At 62.7% G+C, this 23,913-nt stretch carries 20 protein-coding genes and 1 riboswitch; of the genes, 8 read left to right on the plus strand and 12 right to left on the minus strand.

What is annotated here, in order from left to right:
* Window positions 1–13: 13 nt before the first annotated feature.
* From E4P32_RS19230 to E4P32_RS19240, 3 genes are all read right to left on the minus strand, one after another.
* Window positions 14–841 carry a PDZ domain-containing protein gene (locus E4P32_RS19230; RefSeq protein ID WP_158559746.1) on the minus strand — a complete coding sequence of 276 codons (828 nt, stop codon included), beginning with the start codon at window positions 839–841 and terminating at the stop codon, window positions 14–16.
* A gap of 103 nt (window positions 842–944) precedes the next feature.
* Window positions 945–2,240 carry a hypothetical protein gene (locus tag E4P32_RS19235; protein WP_135008769.1) on the minus strand — a complete coding sequence of 432 codons (1,296 nt, stop codon included), beginning with the start codon at window positions 2,238–2,240 and terminating at the stop codon, window positions 945–947.
* 337 nt (window positions 2,241–2,577) lie between these two features.
* Window positions 2,578–4,275 carry a methyl-accepting chemotaxis protein gene (locus E4P32_RS19240; RefSeq protein WP_116435890.1) on the minus strand — a complete coding sequence of 566 codons (1,698 nt, stop codon included), beginning with the start codon at window positions 4,273–4,275 and terminating at the stop codon, window positions 2,578–2,580.
* A gap of 383 nt (window positions 4,276–4,658) precedes the next feature.
* On the opposite strand from E4P32_RS19240, the gene E4P32_RS19245 reads away from it, so the two are divergent.
* Window positions 4,659–5,867, plus strand: coding sequence for a GGDEF domain-containing protein (locus E4P32_RS19245; RefSeq protein WP_116436047.1), 1,209 nt, complete (start codon window positions 4,659–4,661; stop codon window positions 5,865–5,867).
* A 10-nt stretch (window positions 5,868–5,877) separates the two neighbouring features.
* Here E4P32_RS19245 and E4P32_RS19250 read toward each other — a convergent pair whose 3' ends face one another.
* Window positions 5,878–7,119 carry an ABC transporter substrate-binding protein gene (locus E4P32_RS19250; RefSeq protein ID WP_116435891.1) on the minus strand — a complete coding sequence of 414 codons (1,242 nt, stop codon included), beginning with the start codon at window positions 7,117–7,119 and terminating at the stop codon, window positions 5,878–5,880.
* A gap of 131 nt (window positions 7,120–7,250) precedes the next feature.
* A riboswitch (cobalamin riboswitch) is annotated at window positions 7,251–7,502 on the plus strand.
* A gap of 250 nt (window positions 7,503–7,752) precedes the next feature.
* Between E4P32_RS19250 and E4P32_RS19255 the strand changes: the two genes are divergently transcribed.
* The 4 genes from E4P32_RS19255 to E4P32_RS19270 are packed head-to-tail and all read left to right on the plus strand — an operon-like array spanning window position 7,753 to window position 12,902.
* Window positions 7,753–9,930, plus strand: coding sequence for a TonB-dependent siderophore receptor (locus E4P32_RS19255; RefSeq protein WP_116435892.1), 2,178 nt, complete (start codon window positions 7,753–7,755; stop codon window positions 9,928–9,930).
* The gene (locus tag E4P32_RS19260; protein ID WP_233526731.1) at window positions 9,920–11,062 is read left to right on the plus strand and encodes an ABC transporter substrate-binding protein; all 1,143 of its coding nucleotides are present in this window, start codon (window positions 9,920–9,922) and stop codon (window positions 11,060–11,062) included. Before E4P32_RS19255 ends, E4P32_RS19260 begins: the two co-directional genes overlap by 11 nt.
* A complete protein-coding gene (locus E4P32_RS19265; protein WP_116435893.1) occupies window positions 11,059–12,138 on the plus strand; it encodes an iron ABC transporter permease in 1,080 nt (359 codons plus the stop codon). Before E4P32_RS19260 ends, E4P32_RS19265 begins: the two co-directional genes overlap by 4 nt.
* Window positions 12,138–12,902 (plus strand): ABC transporter ATP-binding protein, encoded by a 765-nt coding sequence (locus tag E4P32_RS19270; RefSeq protein ID WP_116435894.1) that lies wholly within the window; start codon window positions 12,138–12,140, stop codon window positions 12,900–12,902. Before E4P32_RS19265 ends, E4P32_RS19270 begins: the two co-directional genes overlap by 1 nt.
* Window positions 12,903–12,961: 59 nt before the next feature.
* On the opposite strand, the gene E4P32_RS19275 is transcribed toward E4P32_RS19270, so the two are convergent.
* The 6 genes from E4P32_RS19275 to E4P32_RS19300 form a co-directional block, all read right to left on the minus strand.
* Window positions 12,962–14,131 (minus strand): branched-chain amino acid ABC transporter substrate-binding protein, encoded by a 1,170-nt coding sequence (locus E4P32_RS19275; RefSeq protein ID WP_116435895.1) that lies wholly within the window; start codon window positions 14,129–14,131, stop codon window positions 12,962–12,964.
* A 183-nt stretch (window positions 14,132–14,314) separates the two neighbouring features.
* Window positions 14,315–14,932 carry a 3-isopropylmalate dehydratase small subunit gene (leuD, locus tag E4P32_RS19280; protein ID WP_116435896.1) on the minus strand — a complete coding sequence of 206 codons (618 nt, stop codon included), beginning with the start codon at window positions 14,930–14,932 and terminating at the stop codon, window positions 14,315–14,317.
* Window positions 14,925–16,334, minus strand: a complete 1,410-nt coding sequence (gene leuC / locus E4P32_RS19285; RefSeq protein ID WP_116435897.1) for a 3-isopropylmalate dehydratase large subunit — start codon at window positions 16,332–16,334, stop codon at window positions 14,925–14,927. Before leuC ends, leuD begins: the two co-directional genes overlap by 8 nt.
* Before the next feature lie 32 nt (window positions 16,335–16,366).
* Window positions 16,367–17,251, minus strand: coding sequence for an alpha/beta hydrolase (locus E4P32_RS19290; RefSeq protein ID WP_116435898.1), 885 nt, complete (start codon window positions 17,249–17,251; stop codon window positions 16,367–16,369).
* 130 nt (window positions 17,252–17,381) lie between these two features.
* On the minus strand, window positions 17,382–17,708 hold the full coding sequence (locus E4P32_RS19295) for a hypothetical protein (RefSeq protein ID WP_116435899.1): 327 nt from the start codon (window positions 17,706–17,708) through the stop codon (window positions 17,382–17,384).
* A gap of 22 nt (window positions 17,709–17,730) precedes the next feature.
* Entirely contained in the window at window positions 17,731–18,684 is a 954-nt protein-coding gene (locus tag E4P32_RS19300) for a DMT family transporter (protein WP_116435900.1), read from the minus strand.
* 221 nt (window positions 18,685–18,905) lie between these two features.
* Between E4P32_RS19300 and E4P32_RS19305 the strand changes: the two genes are divergently transcribed.
* The 3 genes from E4P32_RS19305 (at window position 18,906) to E4P32_RS19315 (ending at window position 20,829) form a co-directional block, all read left to right on the plus strand.
* Window positions 18,906–19,289, plus strand: coding sequence for a hypothetical protein (locus tag E4P32_RS19305; RefSeq protein WP_116435901.1), 384 nt, complete (start codon window positions 18,906–18,908; stop codon window positions 19,287–19,289).
* A 169-nt stretch (window positions 19,290–19,458) separates the two neighbouring features.
* Window positions 19,459–20,121 (plus strand): NAD-dependent epimerase/dehydratase family protein, encoded by a 663-nt coding sequence (locus tag E4P32_RS19310; RefSeq protein WP_116435902.1) that lies wholly within the window; start codon window positions 19,459–19,461, stop codon window positions 20,119–20,121.
* A 156-nt stretch (window positions 20,122–20,277) separates the two neighbouring features.
* Complete coding sequence (locus E4P32_RS19315; RefSeq protein ID WP_116435903.1) at window positions 20,278–20,829, plus strand: flavin reductase family protein; 552 nt, start codon at window positions 20,278–20,280, stop codon at window positions 20,827–20,829.
* A 73-nt stretch (window positions 20,830–20,902) separates the two neighbouring features.
* Here the strand turns inward: E4P32_RS19315 and E4P32_RS19320 are convergent, their stop codons facing one another.
* Together E4P32_RS19320 and E4P32_RS19325 are read right to left on the minus strand one after the other, a co-directional pair.
* Window positions 20,903–22,564, minus strand: a complete 1,662-nt coding sequence (locus E4P32_RS19320; protein WP_116435904.1) for a methyl-accepting chemotaxis protein — start codon at window positions 22,562–22,564, stop codon at window positions 20,903–20,905.
* A 144-nt stretch (window positions 22,565–22,708) separates the two neighbouring features.
* Window positions 22,709–23,836 (minus strand): patatin-like phospholipase family protein, encoded by a 1,128-nt coding sequence (locus E4P32_RS19325; protein ID WP_116435905.1) that lies wholly within the window; start codon window positions 23,834–23,836, stop codon window positions 22,709–22,711.
* Window positions 23,837–23,913 lie beyond the last annotated feature (77 nt).

A 23,913-nucleotide genomic window follows, 5' to 3' on the forward strand; every position in this document is an offset into this window, starting at 1 on the left:
CAGACACAACGGCTTATTTCTTCTTCGCCGCCTTCTTGTTCGGCGCCAGTTTCTCCAGCGCCTGACGTGCATAATCCGCCACTTGGCCCTCAGGCTGAATGCTGAGAACCCGTCGATAGGCATCCTGCGCACCGATGACGTCGCGCAGCTTCTCCATGGTCTGTCCATAGAAATACCAGGCCAGCGTGTCTTGGGGAGACTGTTGCAGCACCTGCTGGTACTTGCGCGCAGCATCGGTATAGCGGGCGGCGTCGAAGTCGGCCGTGGCCGCATCCATCAGGCTGCCGGCGGCGGGAGCTGCTTTGGCCACCGGCGCACCGAAATCAACCAGGACGACTTGCTGGCGTCGATTGCGCCAGACCAGCACTTCTATCCTGGCGCCGGCTTCAGGCTGACCGATTGCCGCCGCCACTTCGGCTGCGGTCGCCAGCTTCTGGCCATTGATGCCGAGGATGACGTCGCCGGCCACCAGACCGGCCCGCTCGGCTGCCGATGCGGTCATCACTTCTCCGATCAGCGCGCCTTTGGCATTGGGCAAGCCCAGCGGCCTGGCCGCGGCCGGCAGGAGCGGATCGAGACGAATACCCAGCATGGGCCTGGCGCTTGTGGTGGGACATTTCTTTTCCAGACGCACCTGTTTTACTGCCGCGATGTGTCGTTGCCAAAACGGCTTGCTCGACACATCCGCGGTTTTTTCCAGGGCGGTGTTGAAGCCGCGCTCGGAGACCGCCAGCGCATCGCAATCGAGCGCCCGGTATTTGACCAGCGCTTCAGCAAACGGATCGGGCGCAACGTACGGCGGCGGCAGAGGCGCGCATCCCGCCAATGAGATCAACAGCACGATGAGAATTGCATTGCAGACTTTTGACACTGACTTGCCCCCCGGTTTATTGCAACGAGCATGCATGCTCTTCGTGTTCGATTGCCGATATGCCGCTTGCATGTCAGCGCTTGTCCTGTCCGTCGTAAGGCGTCGCACAACGGCCGTCGGACGGCTTGTATTGCGGGCACATGTAAGTGCGTTGCGCGGTAATCAGGTTGTAGCGTTTCACCAGGTCATAGTCGCCGGCGCCGAGCGCGTGTCCGCAACGATAGGCCTCCCACTGCTCGTCGTGCAAAAACGGCCCGCCCGCAGCCCAGGTCCCGCCCGCGCAATATTGCCGGGACAGTGCGCGTTCCAGGGTGTCGCCGCCCAGCACGTCATTGTCGAGCGGACCGAAGCACTGATAGGTGCCGCGCTTCTGCTTGCGGCAGATGGCGACGGCTTCATATTGCAGTGGTCCCCAGGTGGTTTTCTTTTCGGCTTTCTTGGCTGAGCCCGACGTGGTGGATGTAGTCGATACAGTTGAGGCGCCTGACGTATCGGCCGGCTTCGCATTGCCGCCGGTTGATGTGTCGACGCTGTTGACCGGCGCGGTCCGGTTGGAGGATAAAGACGAGGGTTGGGCCGATGCGATCACCGGTGGCGGCGGCGCGCTTCGCTGCTGTCGCAGCAGTGCGGCTTGCGAGGTGGGCGCTGTCGTGACTTGAGCGGTTTGGCGCTGCTGCGTAGCCGGCAGGTTCGACGTATTCGAGACGTTTGACGCGTTGGGGACAGTTGATGTGTTGCCTGTCGGCGCCACCGTGCCTGTACGCGCCTGTGCCGCGGACGACGCTGGTGTTGTCTGCGCCGACTGCTGCTGTTGTTGCTGCGGCGGCGACCCCGGTATGGCGACGGTCTGCGTGTATCGTTGCTGCGGCGGCTGTTGCGACTGTTGCGGCTGCTGCGGGGCCGCAGCGTGCGGCGGCGCCAGCGGAGCACCCTGGCCGAGTGGCGGCAGCTTGCCGCCCGGGCGTTCGGTGATGCGCTGACGCTCCGCCCGTTCCGCTTCCTGGTGCTTGCGCTGCTTCTCCTGCGCTTCCTGCTGTTGGCGTTCGCGCGCCGATCCTTGCGAGCGGGCCGCCTCTTGTGCACGGGCCGCCTCTTGTTCGCGTTGACGCTCGCGCGCCGCTTCCTGCTGCTGCCGTTCGCGGGCAGCCTCCTGCTCGCGTTGACGATCCCGGGCTGCTTCCTGCTCGCGCTGACGGTCGCGCGCCACCTCCTGTTCCCGCTGACGTGCGCGTGCAGCCTCCTGCTGGCGTTCCCGTTCTTCGTGGTCGAGACACTGCTGTTGCAGCGACGGCGGCCTGGTCGGCGGACAATAGGCCAGGGCGACTCCCGGCAGCACAAACAATACGGCGCACAGCCCCAGGGACCTCACCAGGTTTTTATTCATTTCCCCCACCCCTCATGTTTTTTTGTGAACTTGTTTTGGCAAGTTGCCGTTCGATCCCGGTGAGTCCGCACATCATTTCCACAAGGAAATTTGCAAGGCGTCCGAAGATTCGTTGGCGCGATCATACTAGCGAGGTTTGTCGCTCGGCGAATCACTCATTTGAATGAAATGGCGGAAAGATGCTGTTTGTGTGGCGGCGTTGCCATACCGGCGCCGGCGAAAGCGCTGCATCAGCAGAATGCATGGTGATGACGAGCAGCCGGCGCCAAGCAAAAAGCCCGCTTGCGCGGGCTTTGTTTCATACGTGACGCCTGGCGATGCATCAGGCGCTGCGGCGTTCATCCCTGAGCTGCAAGGCCGGGTTGACCACCTTGGTGTCGGCGCCGAGCGGACGCAGCGGCACGATGCGGGCGGAGCCGGACAACGCCGGGTCTTCCAGGCTGAACACGCCGACCGCCTGATTGAGCCTGCCGGCCTGATCCTGCAAAGTGCCGACGGCGGCGCTGGCTTGTTCCACCAGGGCGGCGTTCTGTTGCGTGACCTGGTCCATCAATGCAATGGCGCGGTGCACTTCTTCGATGCCGATGCTTTGTTCGTGGCTGGCGGCGGAGATTTCGCCGACCACATCGGTGACGTGCTTCACGCTGGCGACGATCTGCTCCATCGTTTCGCCGGCCTGGCCGACCAGCTTGGCGCCGGTGTCGACCTTCTCGACCGAGTCGTCGATGAGCGACTTGATTTCCTTGGCGGCGGCCGAGCTGCGCTGCGCCAGGCTGCGCACTTCGGTGGCGACCACGGCGAAGCCGCGACCTTGCTCACCGGCACGGGCTGCTTCGACCGCAGCGTTCAGCGCCAGGATATTGGTCTGAAACGCGATGCCGTCGATCACGCCGATGATGTCGACGATCTTGCGCGAAGAAGTATTGATGGAATCCATGGTGTGCACCACCTGGCCGACGATGGCGCCGCCCTGCATGGCGATCGCGGAAGCATTGCGCGCCAGCTGGTTGGCCTGCTTGGCGTTGTCGTCGTTCTGCTTGACGGTGGAAGTCAGTTGCTCCATCGCCGAGGCGGTTTCTTCCAGCGAAGCGGCCTGGTCTTCGGTGCGGGCGGCGAGGTCGCGATTGCCTTCGGCGATCTGGGCGCTGATCTCGGTGACGTCGCTGGCGGCGTCGCGGACTTCGGCGACGGTGCGGCGCAGGTTGCTGCTCATTTCCGACAACGCGGCCATGATGCTGTCGCGTCCCTTGCCGAGATCCTTGTCCTGCTCGATGGCGTGGTAGAGCTCGCCACGATCGACGGCGAAGGCCAGTTCCTTGACTTGCGCCGGTTCGGCGCCGAGTGCGCGGCGGATGTGACGGGTGATCAATGTCGCCAGCACAACGCCGGTCGCCATGGCAATCGCCAACAGAACCAGCATCAGCGCCTGGAAGCCGTGCGCCAGGTTGCGTGCGCGGGCCGATTCGGCCTGGGTCATCTGTTCTTGCAGATCGATGAACTTGTTGATCGACGCGAGCCATTCAACGAAAGCCGGCTTGCCCTGTTGCAGCATGATCTGGCGTGCGCCGTCGGTGTCGCCCGAGGTGCGGGCGGCGATTATGCGTTGCACCAGCGGCATGGCGCGCACTTCGACGGCCTTGATGGCGGCGAGGTCGGCGCGTTCTTCGGCGCGGATGTTCTTGCCCTTTTCACCGGAGAAGATGGCGTCCAGCGGTTGCGCGGATTGCTGGTAGTCGTTGTCCAGTTTGCTGATCAGGCCGGTGACGTCCTTGACTTCGGCGTCGCTCACCAGGGTCAGGTCGCGCAATGCGATGGCGCGATCGTGCACGCTGCCGCGGAAGTTGATCGCGTAGCGCTGCTTGACGTTGTTGTCGTCGCTGATGGTGCTCAGGCTGCCTTCGATGGCGTTGACCTTCATGATGCTGAGCACGGTGAGCGCCACCATCATGGCTAGCACGATGGCGAAACTGATTCCTAGGCGGGCTGCGACGCTGATGGCAGGCCGTGGCGATTGGTTCATGGTGATGCTCCCTGAAGTTGTACGCCGTCCGGAGTCGGCGCTTTTTATCTTGTTTTGGCGGTTGTTCGCATCTTGCGGTGCACAACAACTGCTAGCTGACGCAATCTTAGGGAATATCAATGAATAGTAAAAATTGATAGTTTTCATCAATTCAATAGCTTTTATGCACGATCCTTGCCGGTGCTGGGTTAGCGTCGGATTTCCAGGTGGAAATGAGGTTGAACTGGTAGAAATGGTCAGAAATCTTTTTACAAAAATACAAGAAAGAGGGTTGAATGCTTGCGCGCGCTGCTCTGCCGACACTTTATGCAAAGAAATCATCGACCGCCGTCGGCCGCAGCTTGCGCATTACAATACGTCCCTGTTTGATTTCATTGCGCGCCATGCTGACCGTTGTCTCGATTCTCACCACGACCGCCCTGTTCAGCGTGGCGATGCTGCTGGTGCTGGGGTCCCTGCTGCGTTCGCCGGTGGCGGGTGTGCGCGAATGGTTTTTCGCCAACCTGGCAATGGTGGTGTCGCTGCCGCTGCTGGCCTTGCGCAACACAATTCCCGATGTCGTTTCCATCGTCGTCGCCAACGTCATCGTGTCGCTGGCGGGCGCCTTCTATTACGCCGGCTGTGCGCGTTTTCTCGGCCGCCCGACGCGGTGGAAGCTGATGCTTACGGGCGTGACGCTGGTCGGTGTCGCCATGGTCGTGTGGCGCTACGTCGACGCCAACCTGCCGCTGCGCGTTGCCGCCTCCACCAGCTTCAACGCCATCATCTGCACTGCCGTCGGCGTGATCCTGCTGCGCCATCGCCCGCGTGATCGCAGTCCCTACAATTTCTGGTTCGCGGCGCTGATGGCCTTCCTGTTCGCGGCGACGCAATTGGTGCGCGGCCTGTACTTCCTGACGCTGGCGCCGGACGAATCGCTGGCCATGCTCAACAGCGTCTGGAACATCAGCCTGCTGACCGTCGGCGCGGTGGTCATGCCGACGCTGACGATGATCGCGGTGATGATCGTGCATGACGCCATGCTGGCCAAGGTCGAGCACGCGCTCAACCACGACCACCTGACCGGTGCGCTCACGCGCAAACGCTTCGAAAGCATTGCACGCGATTTGCTGGCGGCAGCGCAGCCGATACAGCCGACAGCGCCGCCGGTGCTGCTGCTGATCGACCTGGATCATTTCAAGCGCATCAACGACACCCATGGCCACGCCGGCGGCGACGAAGTACTGCGCGCGTTCGTGCAGATGGCGCACGGCTTCATGCGACCGGGCGATGCGATGGGGCGGTTGGGCGGAGAAGAATTCGGATTGCTGCTGCCGTCAGCGACGGCAACCGAAGCAGCCGTCGTAGCAGAGTCACTGCGCGCACAGGCGGAAGCCCAGATCGTGTCGGGCGAGTTCGGCGCCTGCCGCTACAGCATCAGCATCGGTGTCGCTGCCGCGCAGCGCGGTGACAGCCCCGACCGCCTCAACGCGCGCGCCGACCGCGCCTTGTACGTCGCCAAGAATGGCGGCCGTAACCGGGTGGCGATGGAAGAAATACAACCGGAAACAAAACTGCCGGCAAACGCCGGCAGGAATGTGGTGCGGGCCTGACGCTGCCTGATCAATCGGCGGCGCGCAGCTTCTTCACTTCCGCGTCCGACGGTTGCAGGCTGGCGCCGTCGACATACACGAAACTGCTCATGATGCCCTTGCCATCCTTGACGCCGGTGCGGCCGACGAAAGCACCCAGGGTCGACTGGTGATCCTGCGCGCGGTAGGTGATGGTCGCCACCGGCGTCTCCACCTTCAGGCCGGAAAACGCTGCCGCCAGTTTGTCCGAATCGGCGCTGCCGGCCTTCTTCAACCCGGCCGCAATCGACATCAGCGCGCTGTAACCGACCAGCGAACCGTTGCGTGGATAGTCGTTGTATTTCTTGCGATAGGCATCAACGAATTTCTTGTGCTCAGGCGTATTGATGGCGTACCACGGGTAGCCGGTCACGAGCCAGTTAGTGGGCGCTTCAGCGCGCAGCGGGTCGAGGTATTCCGGCTCGCCCGACAGCAGCGACACCACTTCGCGTCCTTCAAACAGACCGCGTGTATTGCCCTCGCGCACGAACTTGCCGAGGTCGGTCGCGAACAGCACGTTGAAGATGGCATCCGGCTTGGCATCGGCCAGCGCCTGCGTGACCGCGCCGGCATCGATCTTGCCCAGCGGCGCCGCCTGCTCGGCGACGAATTCGATGTCCGGTTGCGCCGCCTTCATCAGCGTCTTGAAGCTGGCGACGGCGGACTGGCCGTATTCATAATTCGGATAGACGATGGCCCAGCGCTTCTTCTTGAGCTTGGCCGCGTCCTTGACCAGCGACGCCACCAGCATGTAGGTCGAGGGGCGCAGGCGATAAGTGTATTTGTTGCCGTTGTGCCAGACGATCTTGTCGGTCAGCGGCTCGGCCGCGAGGAAGAAAATCTTGCGCTGCTTGGCGTAGTCGGTCAGCGCCAGCCCGGTGTTGGACAGGAAACCGCCGAACAGCAGCGACACCTGTTCGCGCTTGACCAGTTCTTCGGCCACGCGCACCGAGTCGCCCGGGTTGCCGTTGTCGTCGCGCGAAATCACTTCCAGCTTCTTGCCGAGCACGCCGCCTGCGGCGTTGATTTCTTCCAGCGCCATTTCCCAGCCCTGGCGGTACGGCTCGAGGAAAGCCGGCTGCGCCTTGTAGCTGTTGATCTCGCCGATCTTGATGGTGGCTTGCGCTGCGGCGTTGCCGGAGAAACCTGCGGTGGTCAGCACCGCCGCAACAGCGGCGAACTGCAGTGCATGCGTGAAGCTGAGTGTGAATGTGAAGCGGAGTCGCGAATTCATGGTGTCCTTCCCGGTAAAGACGACAAGTATAGCGAGCGTCGGGAATTTCCACTTGCGTTTGCCCCTGTTGCGTCACGGAAAATCTGCGCGGCGCTCCCGAACGATGGCATTGCGGGAAGCCACCCCCACAAGTATCATGGCGGAGTTTTGGTGCTCGCGGTCAGATTCCTTGACCGCAGTTAAACGGGAAACACGCGCTGTGTATTTGTTTGTTGCAGCGGCAAACGTGTGCTGTCCCCGCAACGGTAAAACAGGCGTCGCGCATTGATGTAGCGCGACAGGTTTCCTCCACAGTCCACTGTGCCGCTTCAGATTTCAGGCATGGGAAGGCGAGGCGATCAGCCCTGTTAGCCCGGATACCGGCCAGAACGGATGGAAGCGAGCGACCGGGGTATGTCGTGAACTGCGAAGCACTGCGCACTGCATACCGAATCCGTCATCCGCTCGACCGCCTCCGCTTGCGATGGAGGTCTTCGCTTGCCGCATTCATGCGTCTGCCGTCTTCGTACTTCACTCACTCACCGTTTTGCCCGTTTCCTTTGATCACAGCGCGCGGGGATGCGCGCCGTACAAAAACAGACTGCCACCATACACCACGCACCAGGACATGGCGGTCATCAAAGGGAAGCTCACATGAAACACTCTGCACCACTGCGCACGGGCAAACCGCGCCTGTCTCATTTGTCGTATGCGCTGGCCGGCGCGTTCGGTACATTCGCTGCACTCAACACCGGCGCCGCGTTCGCTCAGGCAGCCGAGGCCTCGCTGCCCGAGATCACGGTCTCGACCCAGGACGGCGGCAGCCTGAAGGCGCCCTCGACCGCCGGCGGCCGTCTCAACCTGACGCCACTGGAAACCCCGGCCAGCGTTGCCGTCATCATGGGCGACACCATCCGCGACCGCGGTTATCAAACCCTGCTTGACGCCGAAACGCGCGCCCCCGGCGTGACCTCGGTGCCGTTCTCCGGCAACGGCAACAACTCGCTGTCGGCGCGCGGCTTCTACGGCCCCAATTCGATTTCGCAACTGTACGACGGCTTGCAGTTGTACAACGCCGGCGGCGTGGTGACCTTCCCGGTCGATCCGTGGAATGTGGAACGCGTGGAGTTCCTCAACGGACCGGCTTCCGTGCTGTACGGCACCGGCTTCGTCGGCGGCGCCGTCAACGTCGTGCCCAAGCGGCCCGACCTGAAACAGCAGTCGAATGAAGTGCAATTTTCGGCCGGCTCCTTCGGCACCTATCGCAAGGCCTTCGACAGCACCGGCCCGCTCAGCGACACGCTGGCCTATCGCCTCGACGTCAGCCACGTCAACTCGGACGGCTGGATGGACCGCGGTCGCAGCGACAGCCTGACCGTGTCCGGCTCGCTGCTGTGGAAAGCCACGCGCGACCTGACCCTGACGCTGGCCAACGACTACGCCGACATCCATCCGGGCAGCTACGAAGGCACGCCCATCGTCAACGGCGCCATCGTTCCCGGCACGCGCTTCAAGAACTACAACGTCGACGACGCCCAGGTGCGCTTCACCGAAAACCGCACCTACCTGCGCGCGCGTTACGAGCTCAGCGACAAGGTCGTGCTCAGCAACGACGTCTACCTGATCAAGCACGACCGCCGTTACAAGGAAACCTATACCTACACCTACAACCCGGCCACCGGCAACGTCGCCCGCTCCAATTATCGCGACATCGTCGGCGCGCAGACCCAGTACGGCGATCACGGCTACGCCACCATCGACGGCGAACTGTTCGGCAACAAGAATCAGCTGGTGGTCGGCTTCGACCTCAACCGCTCGCTGTACGACCGCAACGACAACACCAACGCCGCGGGCAACTTCGCCGGCGGCACCACCGTCAATGCGCTCAACTTCAATCCTGGCACGTTCGCACAGGGCAACTCGCCGGCCATCCGCGCCTTGTATCGCGTCACCGTCGACCAGGCCGGATTGTTCCTGCAGGACCGCTATCAGTTGAACAAGCAATGGGCCGTCACCGGCGGGCTGCGCGGCGACAACTACCAGACCAGGCGCGATGACTTCATCACGCGCCTGACCGCCAACGGCAACCAGAATGCGGTGTCGTGGAATACCGGCGTGGTCTTCACGCCGGTGACCGACACCTCGCTGTACGCGCAGTATGCGGTGGCGTCCGATCCGGTCACCTCGCTGGCCAGCATCAGCGCGTCGCAGATGCAGTACGGCGTATCCAAGGGCAAGCAGGCCGAAGTCGGCGTCAAGCAAGCCTTGTGGAACGGCCGCGTGGAATGGACGCTGGCGGCCTACCGCATCATCAAGAACAACCTGCTGGCGCCGAACATCAACAACACCGCCATCTCCGACACCGTCGGCCAGCAATCGTCGCGCGGCCTGGAAGGCTCGCTGACCTTCAAGGTCAACGACGACTGGCGCGTCGAGGCCAATGCCTCGGTGCTGCAGGCGCGCTTCGACAACTTCACCGCTTCGGTCGGCGGCAAGGCGACTTCGCTGGCCGGTTACCGTCCGCAGTTCGTGCCGAAACGCACCGGCAATCTGTTCGTGCTGTGGAACGCCACGCCGCAAGTGGAAGCCCGCACCGGAGCCCATTACGTCAGCGACCGCTACTCGGACAACACCGACCAGTCGCGTCTGCCGGCATACACCGTGCTCGACGCCGGCGTGGCGTGGAAGGTAACGCCGAAACTGAAGTTCGATTTCCGCATCGACAATCTCACCGACAAGGTCTACGCCGCATCGACCTACGCCGGCACCGCGACGCAGTGGATCCTGGGTGCACCGCGCACCTACACGGTCACCGGCAACTATGCGTTCTGACCGGATCATTCCGCTGCAACAACAGCAACAGCAACAGCAGCAGCAACGGCGGCGGCTGTTGCTGCCATTGCTGCTGTTGCTGGGACTGCCGTTGCTGGTGCGGACGCCCTTGGTCCATGCCGCAGACACCCGCCACAGCCTGACGTTCAAGGATGACGTCGGTCGTGAACTCACCCTGAAGACACCGCTGAAACGCGTAGTCGTCTTCAACCGCTACACCACCGAATTCGTGCGCGCCGTGGCGGGCATGCAGCCGGTGGTGGGCGTCGACATCGACTCTGCACGCAGCCGCAATTATTGGCCGACGGTGACGCCGGCCATGCTGGCGGGACAAGGGCAGTCGAGTCCCAATTACGAAGCCATCGTCGCGATGCAGCCGGATGCGGTTTTCTTCCCGCGCAACAGCGACTGGCAAAAGGCGTCCGCCGTGCTCGGCCGCTTCGGCATCCCGGTGGTGGTGGTTACCGCCTGGGACGTGCTCAAGCATGAAGAAAACGTCACGCTGTTCGGCAAGCTGTTTGAACAGCCACAGCGCGCCACCAAACTGAACGCTTTCTATCGCCGCTACCGCGACTTGCTTGCGCAGCGCTTGCAGAACCTGCCGATGGCGCAGCGCAAGCGCGTCTACATCGAAGAAGTCGGCGCCTACAAGACTCTGTTGAAGGGATCGGGCTGGCACGACATGGTCGAGGTCGGCGGCGGCGTCAATGTGTTCCGCGATGTCAGCGTCCTTAACCAACCGTCGGCGCGCGGCAGCGTACAGGGCTTCAGCGTCGATCCGGAAGAAGTCGTCGCGCGCATGCCCGACGTCATCGTCAAACTTGAACCCGGCCAGTACGAACCACACAGCCGTGCGTTCTCGTTGCAGGTGCTCGAAGCGGTCGCCGCGCGCCCAGGCTTCGACCGTCTGCCGGCGGTGCGTAATGCCCCTGTGCAGGTGTATCACATCAGCTATTACCTGGCGGGCGGTTGTTCCAAGATCATCGGCGCATTGCAGATCGCCAAATGGCTGTATCCGGATCGCTTCAAAGACGTCGATCCCGACCAGGTCATGCGCACCTGGCTGGAAGATTTTCAACAGGTACCGGCGCCGGGTGGTTACACCGCGTCGTTGGCGGAACTGCGCAAATGAACAACACGCTTCTCGTACAAGCGCTGAAACATCACCAGCGTCGCAATGCACTGGCGATGATCGCCGGCGTCGCGCTGCTGATCGCCGCGATGGCGCTGGCCGGATCGCTGGGTGCACAAAAATTCGGCATGGCGACCAGCCTGCGCGCACTGTTCGCGCCTTTGCTGCCGGCGGCGTGGCTGAGCGACATTCCGGCGTGGCAGATCTCGCTGCTGCAACAACTGCGGCTGCCGCGCATCGTCATGGCGGTAGTCGCCGGCGCGGGCCTGGCGCTGGCCGGCGTAGCCATGCAAGGCATCACGCGCAATCCGCTGGTGAGTCCCTACACGGTCGGCATTTCCCCGGCGGCGGCGTTCGGCGCGTCGCTGGCGATCTTGTCAGGTGCGACCGGCGTGGCGGGCGCCTGGAGCGGTCTGTATCTGACCGTCGCGGCCGCCTTCGCCAGCGCGGTGCTGTGCGCGACGCTGGTGCTGGCGTTCTCGGCGCTGCGCGGCGTCAGCGCCACCATGCTGGTGCTGGGCGGCGTCGGCCTGACTTATCTGTTCAGCGCCCTGACCGCCAGCGTGCAATTCGTCGCCACCGAACAGCAACTCGCGGCCATCGTGCAATGGACCTTCGGCTCCCTCAACGGCAGCACCTGGAATGAAGTCGCGGTAGCCGGCGGCGTCTTGCTGCTCGGCGCGCCGCTGCTGCAATGGCATGCCTGGGCGCTCAATGCGTTCGCCGCCGGCGGCGATGACATCGCCGCCTCGCTTGGCTTTGCGGTCGGCCGCGTGCGCACGGTAGTAACCGTGGTGGCGGTGATGATTACCGCTGCGGTGGTCAGCTTCACCGGCGTGATCGGCTTCGTCGGCCTGGTGGCGCCGCATATCGCGCGCCTGCTGATCGGCGGCGACCATCGCTGGCTGCTGCCTTTCTCCGCCATCGTCGGCGCGCTGCTGGTGCTGCTGTCGGACATGGCCGGACGCCTGCTGTTCGCGCCGGTGATCATCCCGGTCGGCATCGTCGTCGCCTACGTCGGCGTGCCGCTGTTCCTGCATCTGCTGCTGTCGAGCCGGCACAAGGCGGGGCTGTGATGCTCAACATCTCCGGATTGCATTACCGTCACGGCAAGCGCCTGATCCTCGACAACATCGATCTGCAAGTCGGCGCCGGCGAAATCGTCTGCCTGGTCGGCCCCAACGGCGCCGGCAAGAGCACGCTGCTCAAATGCATAAATCGGATCATGCCGTCGCAGCACACCGGCATGACGCTGGCCGGCGACAATCTGCAAGCGATGTCGCGCCGCAACCTGGCGCGCGCCATTGCCTACGTGCCGCAGCACACCGGGCCCGCCATGTCGCTGCGCGTGGCCGACATGATTGCGCTGGGCCGCGCCCCGCACCGCACCTGGAACAGCGGCGACCATGATCGCCGCATCGTGCTCGACGCCATCGAACGCCTCAAGCTGCAAGAACTGGCGCTGCGTCCCTATGACGAACTCAGCGGCGGCGAGCGGCAGCGCGTGCTGCTGGCGCGTGCGCTGGTGCAGCAGGGACGGTTGTTGTTGCTGGATGAACCGACCAGCGATCTCGACTTGCATCATCAGCTGGAAGCCATGACCGCCGCACGCGAAATCGCTGACGCGCAAGGCAGCGGCGTATTGATCGCCATCCACGACCTGGCGCTGGCGGCGCGTTTCGCCGATCGCCTGGTGATGTTGAGGGAAGGCCGCGTGGTGGCGCAGGGACACTGGAGCGAGGTGCTCACGCCGCAGCATATCGAGGCGGTCTACGGCGTCAGCGCGCGCATCGGCAGCGACGGCGATATCCCTTACGTGATTCCGCTACGCATGCTTTGATCATGCGAGACGGCGCGAACATATCAGTCTGCGGCCCGCACGCAAGGCAACTGAAAACTTCAGTTGCCGATACCGACGTGATACTGCTTGTACATGGTCCACACCGAATTCCTGACCTGGTAGGTCGAGAAACTCACGTCGCGCAGATCGCCGTGGGCGTCGAATGAAATCGCGCCGGTCAGGCCGTTATGCTTGATCGCATGCAAGGCAGCCGTCACCTTGCGCGGATTGGCCGAGCCGGCGCGCACGATCGCTGCGACCAGCACCTGCACCTGGTCATACGCCACCGCTGAATAGGCGCCTGGCGCGGCGTTGTAGCGCTGCTGGTAATTTTTCTCGAAGGCTTCGAGCTGCTTCGACTTGCGCTGGTGTGCCCCGGGCATGATCGACACCGTACCTTCTGCGCCGGGACCCGCGGTCTGCAGATACATCGGACCGACCAGCGAAGCCGCCGTCACCAGTTGGGCCTCGATGCCCAGCCGGTACATGTTTTGCGCCAGCATCGCACTCTGCGATCCCAGCCCGCCGAAGAACACCGCATCCGCCTTGCCGACCCGGATCGCCTTGAGGATGTCGTTGAAGTCGTAGGTGGTGGCGCTGACCGAATTGACGCTGACGATCTTGCCGCCGAGCTTGGTGAAGGCGCTCTCGAATTTTTCCTTGTAATCACGCCCGAACACGCTGTCGTCATGCACGATGGCGACGCGGCTTTTGTGCAATTCCTGCGCGACATAAGCGGCCAGCACGGCAGCGCGCTGCTCGTCGTAGGCGGCAATGCGGAACGCGCTGTCATGGCCCTGCTGGGTGAAGCGCCGCGTGCCGGAAATGGCGAAATGCGGAATGCCAGCCTTCTGATAAATCGCCGAGGAGCTGACCGCCACCGCGCTATTGAAAATGCCGACCACGCCGGCGGTATCGTTCTTGGCGAAATAACGCGCGGCGATTTCGGCGATGCGCGGATTCGATTTGTCGTCCTGCACCTGCAGCTTGAGCACCAATCGGTCACCGCCCACGCGCAGGTCTGCGCCGTTGATCTCGTCGACCGCCATCTTGACAGCATTGAGCATGCTGACTCCACTGGCGCTGCTCAGACCGGTGAGTGGTCCGGCGAATCCGATGGAGACGTTCTTGTCGGCGGCGGCGGCCGTCGACTGCAATCCGGGCAACTGCCACCCAAGCAGCACCGCCATGGCCAGCAGCACCATGCTGCGTTTGCCTTGCTTCTCCATATGTCCCTGTCCTTTCGACATCGCGCTGATGTAGTTGTGATGAGTGCGCGACGTCGATAGTTATATCACTCCGGTCGGGAGCGCCATATGGTGAAAATGAAGCATAAAAACCCGGTGATTTCCATCTCACCGTGAGATATTATCGAAAAGACATCGACGCAAAAACGTCGAAATCGCAGCGTGTCAGCGCAAGGCGTCGGCCCACGGGTGGCGTGCGCGATGGCCTTGTTCGAAGTCGGTGATGGCCGGCAGCATCTGCAGGGTGGCGCCAACCATGTCGACTCCTTCGACGATCATCTTGCGGTGACGCTCGGCCAGCGGAAACGTGAAGACCTGCGTCGCGCTGCGCACTGCGCAGATATGCAGGTCAATCTCCAATTCATGATGACCGGACGCGAGGTCCTGCAACAAGGCGTTGATCTGTTCTTGCTGCAGCACGATCAGCAGCAAGCGATTGTTGAGCGCGTTGCCGAAAAATATCTCGCCGAAGCTGGGCGCGATCACCGCTTCGATGCCAAGCTGCTGCAAACCCCACACCGCATGTTCGCGACTGGATCCGCAACCGAAGTTGGGGCCGCCGATGATGAATTTCGCTGCGCGAAAACCATTCTGGTTGAGGATGAATTCCTTGCGCTCGCTGCCGTCCGGATGGAAGCGCAGATCGTACAGCACGCCGCGGTCCAGTCCCTGCCTGGTGATGATGCGCAGGAATTGCTTGGGCATGATCTGGTCGGTGTCGAGATTGTCGATCAGGATCGGCGCGGCGACGCCGCGCAGCAGTTGTCCTTGTTTTTCAAGCATGGCTGTCTCCCTGGTGCAAAGTCCTGACGTCGGCGATGCTGCCGGCCAGCGCCGCCGCTGCCGCCATGGCCGGGCTCATCAGATGCGTGCGACCGCCGCGTCCCTGACGTCCTTCAAAATTGCGGTTGGTGGTCGAGGCGCAGCGTTCGCCCGGCTCCAGCACGTCGTCGTTCATCGCCAGGCACATCGAGCAGCCCGGCTGGCGCCACTCGAAACCGGCGTCGATGAAGATCTGCGCCAACCCCTCACGCTCGGCCTGGCGGCGCACTGCGCCGGAGCCCGGCACCACCATCGCCCGCACCGAAGCAGCCACATGTTTGCCCCGGACGATGGCGGCGGCGCTGCGTAAATCCTCGATGCGGCCGTTGGTGCAGGAACCGATGAAGACGCGATCCACCGGCAGTCCGAGCAGCGATTGCTGCGCCCGCAGATCCATGTACGCCAGCGCCTGCGCAGTGGCGCCCTCCTCCGATGGCGGCGTCAGCGCATCGACCGCGATGGCCTGGTCGGGGCTGGTGCCCCAGGTGACGTAAGGCGACACCTGGGCGGCATGGAAGACGTACTCGACGTCGAAGTGCGCGTCATCATCCGAATGCAATGCGCGCCAATCGTCCATCGCTTTTGCGAAGGCGGCGTCATCCAGATTGTCGGCATGGCTGCGCACGTACGCGAAGGTAGTCGCATCGGGGCGAATCAGCGCGGCGCGCGCGCCGGCTTCCACCGCCATGTTGCACAAGGTCATGCGCGCTTCGGCCGACAGGGCGGCGATGGTGGTGCCGCAGAATTCCACCGCGTAACCGCGCGCGCCCTGCGCACCGATGCGGCCGATGATCATCAGGATCAGGTCCTTGACCGACGTCCCCGACGGCAGCGCGCCGTCGACGCGGATGCGCATGTCTTGCGCCAGGCGATAGACCAGTGTCTGCGTGGCGAGGATGTGTTCGACTTCGGAGGTGCCGACGCCGAATCCCAATGCGCCCAGCGCGCCGTAAGTCGTCGTATGGCTGTCGCCGCACAGAATGACCATGCCCGGGCGCACCCAGCCGTGTTCGGGCGCGATGATGTGCTCAATGCCCTGATCGTCGTCGGTGGTGTCGAACAGCGTGATGCCGAAGTCGCTGCAATTGCGTTTGAGGTTGCTGGCCTGCAGCGCCGACGGCGGATCAAAGATCACGCGCTCAGCGTTGCCGACCGGATGCGTCGGGATGATGTGCGACACCACCGCCAGTTGCTGGCGTGGACGCAGCACCGGCCGGCCCTGCTCGCGCAGGCTGCTGAAGGCTTGCGGGCTGGTGTATTCGTTCATGATGTGGAGGTCGGCGTAGAGCAGCACGTGCTGCTCGTCGAGCACGGCGACGGTGTGCGAGTCGACCAGTTTCTGGTAGAAGGTGCGGGCTGGCATGATGGTCTTTCTGTGGGCTGGCAGAGTAGGTTTCAGGCGTGGAAGAACGGCAGCACTTCGGCCAGCAATTCTTCCGGCGCTTCTTCCGGGACGTAGTGGCCGCAGTCGAGTGCGCGGCCGCCGAGCCGGCCTTCTTCGGTGAACTTTCGCCATTCCGTGAGCGGATCGAAACAGCGTTCGATGACGCCCTGCTTGCCCCACAGCGCCAGCACGTCGCAGCGGATCTTGTTGCCGGCGGCGAGATCGTGGCGCTCGTGTTCGAGGTCGATGCCGGCACTGGCGCGATAGTCTTCGCAGATGCCGTGGATGGTGGCCGGATCGCGCAGGCAGCGCAGGTATTCGGCATAGGCTTCCGGCGTGAACGGCTTGAGGCCGGCGCTGCGGCCGCCGATGGTGTGTTTCAGGTAATCCTCGGGATGCGAACTGAGCAACGTCTCCGGAAACGGCGCCGGACGGATCAGGAAGAACCAGTGGTAATACGCGGTGGCGAATTCCAGGCTGGTCTGTTCATACATGGCCAGCGTCGGCGCGATGTCGAGCAGCACCAGCTTGCGGATCGCCGCCGGATGATCGAGCGCCATGCGATAGGCGACGCGACCGCCGCGATCGTGTCCCATCAGGTAGAAATTGTCGAAGCCGAGCGAGGCCATCAGGTCGATCTGATCCTGTCCCATCACACGCTTGGAGTAGTTGCTGTGGTCGGGCAGGCCGGCCGGCTTGCCGCTGTCGCCGTAGCCGCGCAAGTCGGCGGCGATGACGGTGAAGTGCTGCGCCAATGCGGCGGCGACCTTGTGCCAGATCACGTGCGTTTGCGGATGGCCGTGCAGCAGCAGCAAGGCCGGGCCGCTGCCGCCGTGAACGTAGTTGATTTTGGTGCCGTTGACCTCGGCGACCTGGCGTTCGAATCCTGCAAACATGGCGTGCTCCTTCGTAGGCAAGCTGGAATGGAGTCATTGTACGGCGGCCATGCATCCTTATAATTCAATCGAATTAAGGCTATTAGTTATTTTAATTTAATAATCCAAGACGCCTGCCGGCGCCGATTCTTCAGGCCTGCCAGACGCCGTAGCCCGCTTCACGCAGACCGATCGCCAACTCGACCTCCATGTCGCGCGCGCCGTCGTAGGGCATGGGGTTGTACATTTCGTAGAGCTTGGGCAGCAGGCGCAGGCCGAAGTCGCGCACGTAACGGTTGGACTGGATGCCGGCCTTGTGCTTGTCAAACCGCAGGTCGACGTTGAGGCCGGTCATGCCGACGTAGACGCAGGGCTTGCCGGTCACGTAGTCGGGATTGGCCTTGCGGAAGCGCGCCTCATACAACACGTCGGCCGACAGTTCGATGACGTAGACGGAGTAGTGGTAGCGGCGCGCCATGATGTGCGTGATGTGCGGAAAATCAGGAGCGCGCCGAACCCGCACCTGCACCCGCAGCAGACCTGCCGGGCACCGTCACCAGCAGCATGCCGGCCAGTGCGACCGCGAAGGCGGCCAGCTGGATCATGGTCAATTGCTCACCCAGCGCCAGCACGCCGACCAGCGCGGTGCTGACCGGCAGCATCACGGTGAACACGCCGGCGCGCGCGGCCGGTACCGACTTGAGTCCGGTCATCCAGAGCCAGACGCTCCACACGCTGGCGGCCAGCGCGTAGAACACCAGCAGCAGCCAGATGCCCTTGTGCACGGCGGCGAAATCGAATTGCAGCGCGGTATAGAACCCGAACGGCGTCATCAGCACCAGTCCCCACAAATTGATGATGGAGCTGATGCGCTTGGGACTGAGCACGGCGGTGAGCTTCTTGCCGATCACGGCATACGAGGCTTCGCACAATACGGCGGCGAACACCAGCATGTTGCCGAGCCAGGCCTGATGGGCGGCATCAGCGCCGGCGGCATCCAGGCTTGGCGCGTGCGGATTCTTGGCCAGCGACAGCAGCCCGATGCCGATCGCACCGCAGGCCACCGCCATCCAGACGCGCGCGCCGATGCGTTCGCGCAGGAAGATCCAGCTCATCAATGCCACCGCCGCCGGGATCACCGACATGATGACACCGGCCGACACGGCGCTGGTCATGCTGACCCCGCTGATCATGCAGATCGTGAACAGGAAGTTGCCGAGGAAGGATTCGAGGAACACCAGCAGCCGAGTGCGCGGCGTCAGCGGCGCTTCGTTGGCGGGCTTCTTCAGCCAGCGCAGCATCGCTACCGCGCCGATGCCGAAGCGCAGCCAGGCCAGCAGGAACACCGGCAGCGCCGCCGCCAGCGGCTTGGTCAACGCGACGTAGGCGCCCACCATGGACATGCTGAGCGCGAGACAGACATAGGCCGTCAGGCGGCCGGGAGTGTAATTCATGGATGCGGGGTTGGCGTCGGTTGGCTTTCTCCAGGGAAAGCAGCCCTGCATTCTAACGTGGGCGTGCGCCGATTGCAGGCTGGCGGCAGGCTCAGCCGTGATCCTCGCCAACTTGGTAAGAATTGTAAGCAAGTAATGCCGGGGCTTTTCTTCGCCCGAAAATAGAATATATTCGAATCGTGGCGAGAAATAAGATGCGCCTCAACTGAAAGGACATCATCATGATCAGCAAGAAAATCATCCCTGCCCTGCTTGTTACTGCAGTGTTGGCAGCGTCGGTTTCGACTTCGGCCTCCGCACGTGACCACGGCGGCAACAACGGCCTGGCGATCGCCGCCGGCGTCATCGGCGCAGTCGCGATCGGCTCGATGATCGCCAACGCCAACTCCGGCCCTAGCTATGCACCGCAACCGGTGTATCAGCAAGCGCCGGTCTACCAACAAGCGCCGCAGCCGGTGTATTACCAGCAGCCGCAGCAGGTCTACTATCAACCCGCGCCTGTTTATGTGCGCCCTGCCCCGGTCTACGTCGAGCGCGAATACCGCGAACGTCCGGTGTATCGTGAATACCGCCGCGAATATCGCGACGTGTATTACAGCCGTTAATTCCGGCCGCTAAGCAGACCCGACATCCCCTTGAGGAAGTACCGGCCGGAGGCTGCAGGCACATTGAGTGTCTGCAGCCTTCGGCTTTTTGCGGCCCCTGATTTTCAGGTTTGCCCTTGTGCAATCCTGAATCATTCCCAACTAGCCGTGAACTCTCGGGAGAATCCACATGAACATCCTCATCTTCGGCGCCACCGGCATGGTCGGCCAGGGCCTGCTGCGCGAATGCCTGCGCGACCCCGCCATCACCGCCGTGCAAGTGGTCGGACGCACGCCGGTCGGCGTGCAACACCCAAAGCTGAAAGAACTGCTGGTCCCTGATCTGTACCGCTACGATGCGGTCGAAGAACAGCTGCGCGGTTTCGACGCCTGCTTCTTCTGTCTCGGCGTATCAGCCGGCGGCAAGAGCGAAGCCGACTACACGCGCATCACCTACGACCTCACCATGGCGGCGGCGCAAACGCTGTGCCGGCTCAATCCGCAGATGAGTTTCTCCTACATCTCCGGCGCCAGCACCGACAGCACCGAGCGCGGCAGCGTCATGTGGGCGCGTGTCAAGGGCAAGACCGAAAACGCGCTGCTGGCGCTGCCGTTCAAGGCGGCCCACATGTTCCGTCCCGGCGCGATCCAGCCGATGCACGGCGAAGTCTCGAAGACGCCGGCCTATCGCTGGTTCTACACGCTGGCCGGACCGCTGCTGTCGCTGCTGCGCGGATTGTTCCCGCGCCACATCACCACCACCGAACAACTCGGACGCGCCATGATCAATGTCGCCCGAAGTGACCGCGCTTCCGGCGTCATCCACAACGCGGACATTGCCGGACTGGCATGACCGGATGGCAATAACTTGACCGGTCGCCAACTGATTACGGGTGGATTACGCTACCCGGTGGGCATTTCAGCGTGAAAATCAGTTTTTGTCCTACAGAAATGCCGTCGGCACCGGGCATAAAATGGATCATCTTCATTTCCGCACTGGTGATCCGTGATGAGCAAGAAGGTCGATTATCCCGTCTCCGACATCCGCCATTATCTTGAACCCGGTCCCATCGTTCTGGTGACTTCGCGCTGGCAGGATGAGACCGATGTGATGACGCTGGGCTGGCATACCGTGATGGAATTCACACCCTCGCTGGTGGGTTGCATCATCGCCGCAGGCAACCACAGTTTCGAACTGATCCGCAGCAGCCGCGAGTGCGTGATCAACATCCCCACCGCCGACATGCTCGATACCGTGGCAGACATCGGCAACTGTTCCGGCGCCGAAGTCGATAAGTTCTCGCGCTTCGGCCTGCACACCAGTGCCGCCGAAAAAGTCAAAGCGCCGCTGCTGGACGACTGTTTCGTCAGTCTCGAGTGCAAGCTCTATGACGATTGCCTGATCGACACCTACAACTATTTTATTTTTGAAGTGGTCAAGGCGCATGCCGCGCCTTCACCGAAATATCCGCAGACCGTGCATTACACCGGCGACGGCCAGTTCCGTGAAGCCGGACGCAACGTCAGCCGACGCGGCCGCTTCATGCCGCAGAATCTTTAGCCGCAAAAATCCGCGCCAAAGAAAAAGGCCGCACAGCAGTGCGGCCTTTTTAACGCCGATTTTTTAATCAGGCTCAGGCATCGACCTCATGTTCCAGGCGACGCGGTGCAGGCGACACCAGGCGCACGGCCGGCGGCGTGATGTCGATGGCGCGCTTGGCCGACTGCGATGCTGCAGTCGTCACCAGACGTGCAGCATCGAGCTTGAACACGCTGACCACCTGCTCCAGCGTTTCGGCCTGATCTTGCAGAGCTTGCGCGGCGGCGGCGGCTTCTTCCACCAGTGCAGCGTTCTGTTGCGTGACGTCGTCCATTTGCGACACGGCCTGATTGACCTGGCTGATACCGGCGCTTTGCTCTTCGCTGGCGCTGGCGATCTCGCCGACGATGTCGGTGACCTTCTGCACGCTGGTGACGATGTCGCTCATGGTGGTGCCGGCCTGCTGCACCAGCTTGCTGCCGGAGCCGACCTTGTCGACCGAGTCGTCGATCAGGGTCTTGATTTCCTTGGCGGCGGCAGCCGAGCGCTGCGCCAGGCTGCGCACTTCGGAGGCGACCACGGCGAAACCGCGACCCTGTTCGCCGGCGCGTGCTGCTTCGACGGCGGCGTTCAACGCCAGGATGTTGGTCTGGAACGCAATGCCATCAATCACGCTGATGATGTCGACGATCTTGCGCGAGGATTCGTTGATCGAGTTCATCGTATCGACCACCTGGCGCACCACGTCGCCGCCTTGCGAGGCGATGCTCGACGCCGACAGCGCCAGCTGGTTGGCCTGCTTGGCGTTCTCGGTATTTTGCTTGACCACCGAGGTCAGCTGCTCGAGGCTGGATGCAGTTTCTTCCAGCGAAGCGGCTTGCTGTTCGGTGCGCGACGACAGGTCGGTGTTGCCGACGGCGATCTGTCTGGCGGCGACGCTGACCGAATCGGTCGAGGTGCGCACGGTGCCGATGACGTCGACGATGCGCACGCGCAGCTTGTTGAAGGCGGTGGCGGCATGGCCGATCTCGTCCATGCGATCGACCTTCATCGGCTGCGACAAGTCCAGCGAGGCGCTGACTTCTTCAAACGTGTTGCGGATGTTGCGCAGGCTGCCGCTGATGTTGCGGTACAGGGTCAGCGCCAGCGTGCCGGTCAGCAGAAAAGCCACGACGATGACCGCGACCATGCTCTTGAACGCGAACTCGTAAGCAGCCACGCTCTCGGCGCGCACGTCGTCGACCAGCTTGCCGTTGTAGGCGATGTGATCGTCGATGCCTTTCTTGACGCCGGCGGCGGACAGCGCCAGCGGGGTGCCGGCCTCCAGCGTGGCGCGCACGCCGTCCATGTCGCCCGCATGCGCGGCGGCGAAAAACGGAATCAGCGCCTTGCGGTAGGCCTCCATGTTGGCCTTGTCGGCTTCCAGCATCTTGCGATCGGTGTCGTCGAAGATCTGTTCCTTCTCATACTTGGCGACGATGTCGTCGAATGCCTTGTTGGCTGCGACCACGGCCTTGTCCAGCGCGGTCTTGTCGCTCAGGTTGGAGAACACGGAGAGGCGATAACCGGCCAGGCGTGTATCGGCGAGGAAGCCCTTGGCGGCGTTGAGGCCGCTGATGCTGGGAATGATGCGGTTCTGCACGGTGTCGAAGCGCTGCTGCGCGCGCTGCAGCTGCCAGAGGCCGTCGATGCCGACAAACAGGAGCGCCAGCAAGGCCACCGAGAGAGTGAGAATAAGGCGTTTGGTGATCGTCATGGTCGTTTCATTTCTCAAAAAGTGAATGGAATCCGCGGCTTCGTGGGCTGCGGTGCTGGCGTTGTCTCCTCCTGTCGGAGGCGATGCTGGCGATTCCGGTGTTGCTGTTTTTAAATGCTGTGCTGCAGATACTGAGTGCTGCGCTTACGCCGCCAATGGAGTGCCTTCGAACGCGTTCTGCAGCGACTCGCCGTGCTCGCGACAAAACGCTTTCCCGGCGCGGTAGCCGACATCGAACAACAGCTGCATGTTCGACGCCGACCAGTCCAGCACCTCCGGCCAATGCTCGTCGGGGATGCCGCTCATGAGGTCGACCTTGAGCAGGCGGCGCAGCGGTTCGCCGGTGTCCGGGTTGGTGTTGTGCTCGAGTTCGAACAGGCGCATCTCGGTCTTCGAAATTTTCACCAGCGGCGTGATGATGGAGCGCACCCAGGCGTCGTACAGATTGCGCGGTTTGCGGATCAGGCGGTCCTCGCCGAGGATGTCGAGCACCACCAGCGTGTCGATGTCGTCGTGTTTTCCACCTGTCGTCAGGGGATTGAAATTGAGCGTGTCGAGCGCGGCGCCTTCGATGTAGTCGTCGCCGTCGATCTCGGTCGGCGGGTACAGGAACGGGAACGACAGCGCGGCGCGCACATTGATGGGCGCGATCTCATCCTTGTCCCAGATCTGCATCTCGGCCTTGTTCATGTTGTAGGCGTTGATGTAGAACTCGGGCTTCATGCGCGCGATGGCGTCGAAGTCGATTGCCTGTTCGAGGAAGGGATGATGCGCGCACAGCCCCAGGCTCTTGGACGACAGATCCGACGGCGACATGGCCGACAGCATCAGGTGCATCCAGTCGCTCCATGCGCCCGAGGCCTCCGTAAAACGCTGCGTGAAGACGTCGAGGAAAGGATTGCCGGGCATTCCGGAGGCTGCGGCCATGTTCGGCAGACCGGCAAGTTGCGGCATCTGTGCCGGCGCCTGATCACGGAAGCTGCGCGCGCCCTGGCCGGGCTTGTTGAAGATCTTGTAGTTGACCGGGAACATCTTGTAGATGCTGTCGGCGACGCCGACTTCGGCCCAGCGCACCAGCGCCTCGCGTGGTGTGCAATCCAGCGGCGCCTGATACAGCAAGCCCATGAGCACGCCGGCGCCGGATGCCGAGATCACGTCGAACTCGATGCCTTCGTCGATGAACGCCGTCAGCGCACCTGCGATCAAGGTTGAGTTCGGTGCACCGCCGCCGATCACCAATGCTTTTTTTCCCGCCCTGTACTGATTGGTCATGTGAGCCTCTCAGATTTCCCGTTGTGTTTTTTTGGAGCAGCGCCCCTTTTGTGGAAAAAGGGAATGATGCACTGCAA

The organism is Herbaspirillum sp. 3R11 (assembly GCF_004563925.1).
GTDB lineage: Bacteria > Pseudomonadota > Gammaproteobacteria > Burkholderiales > Burkholderiaceae_D > Herbaspirillum.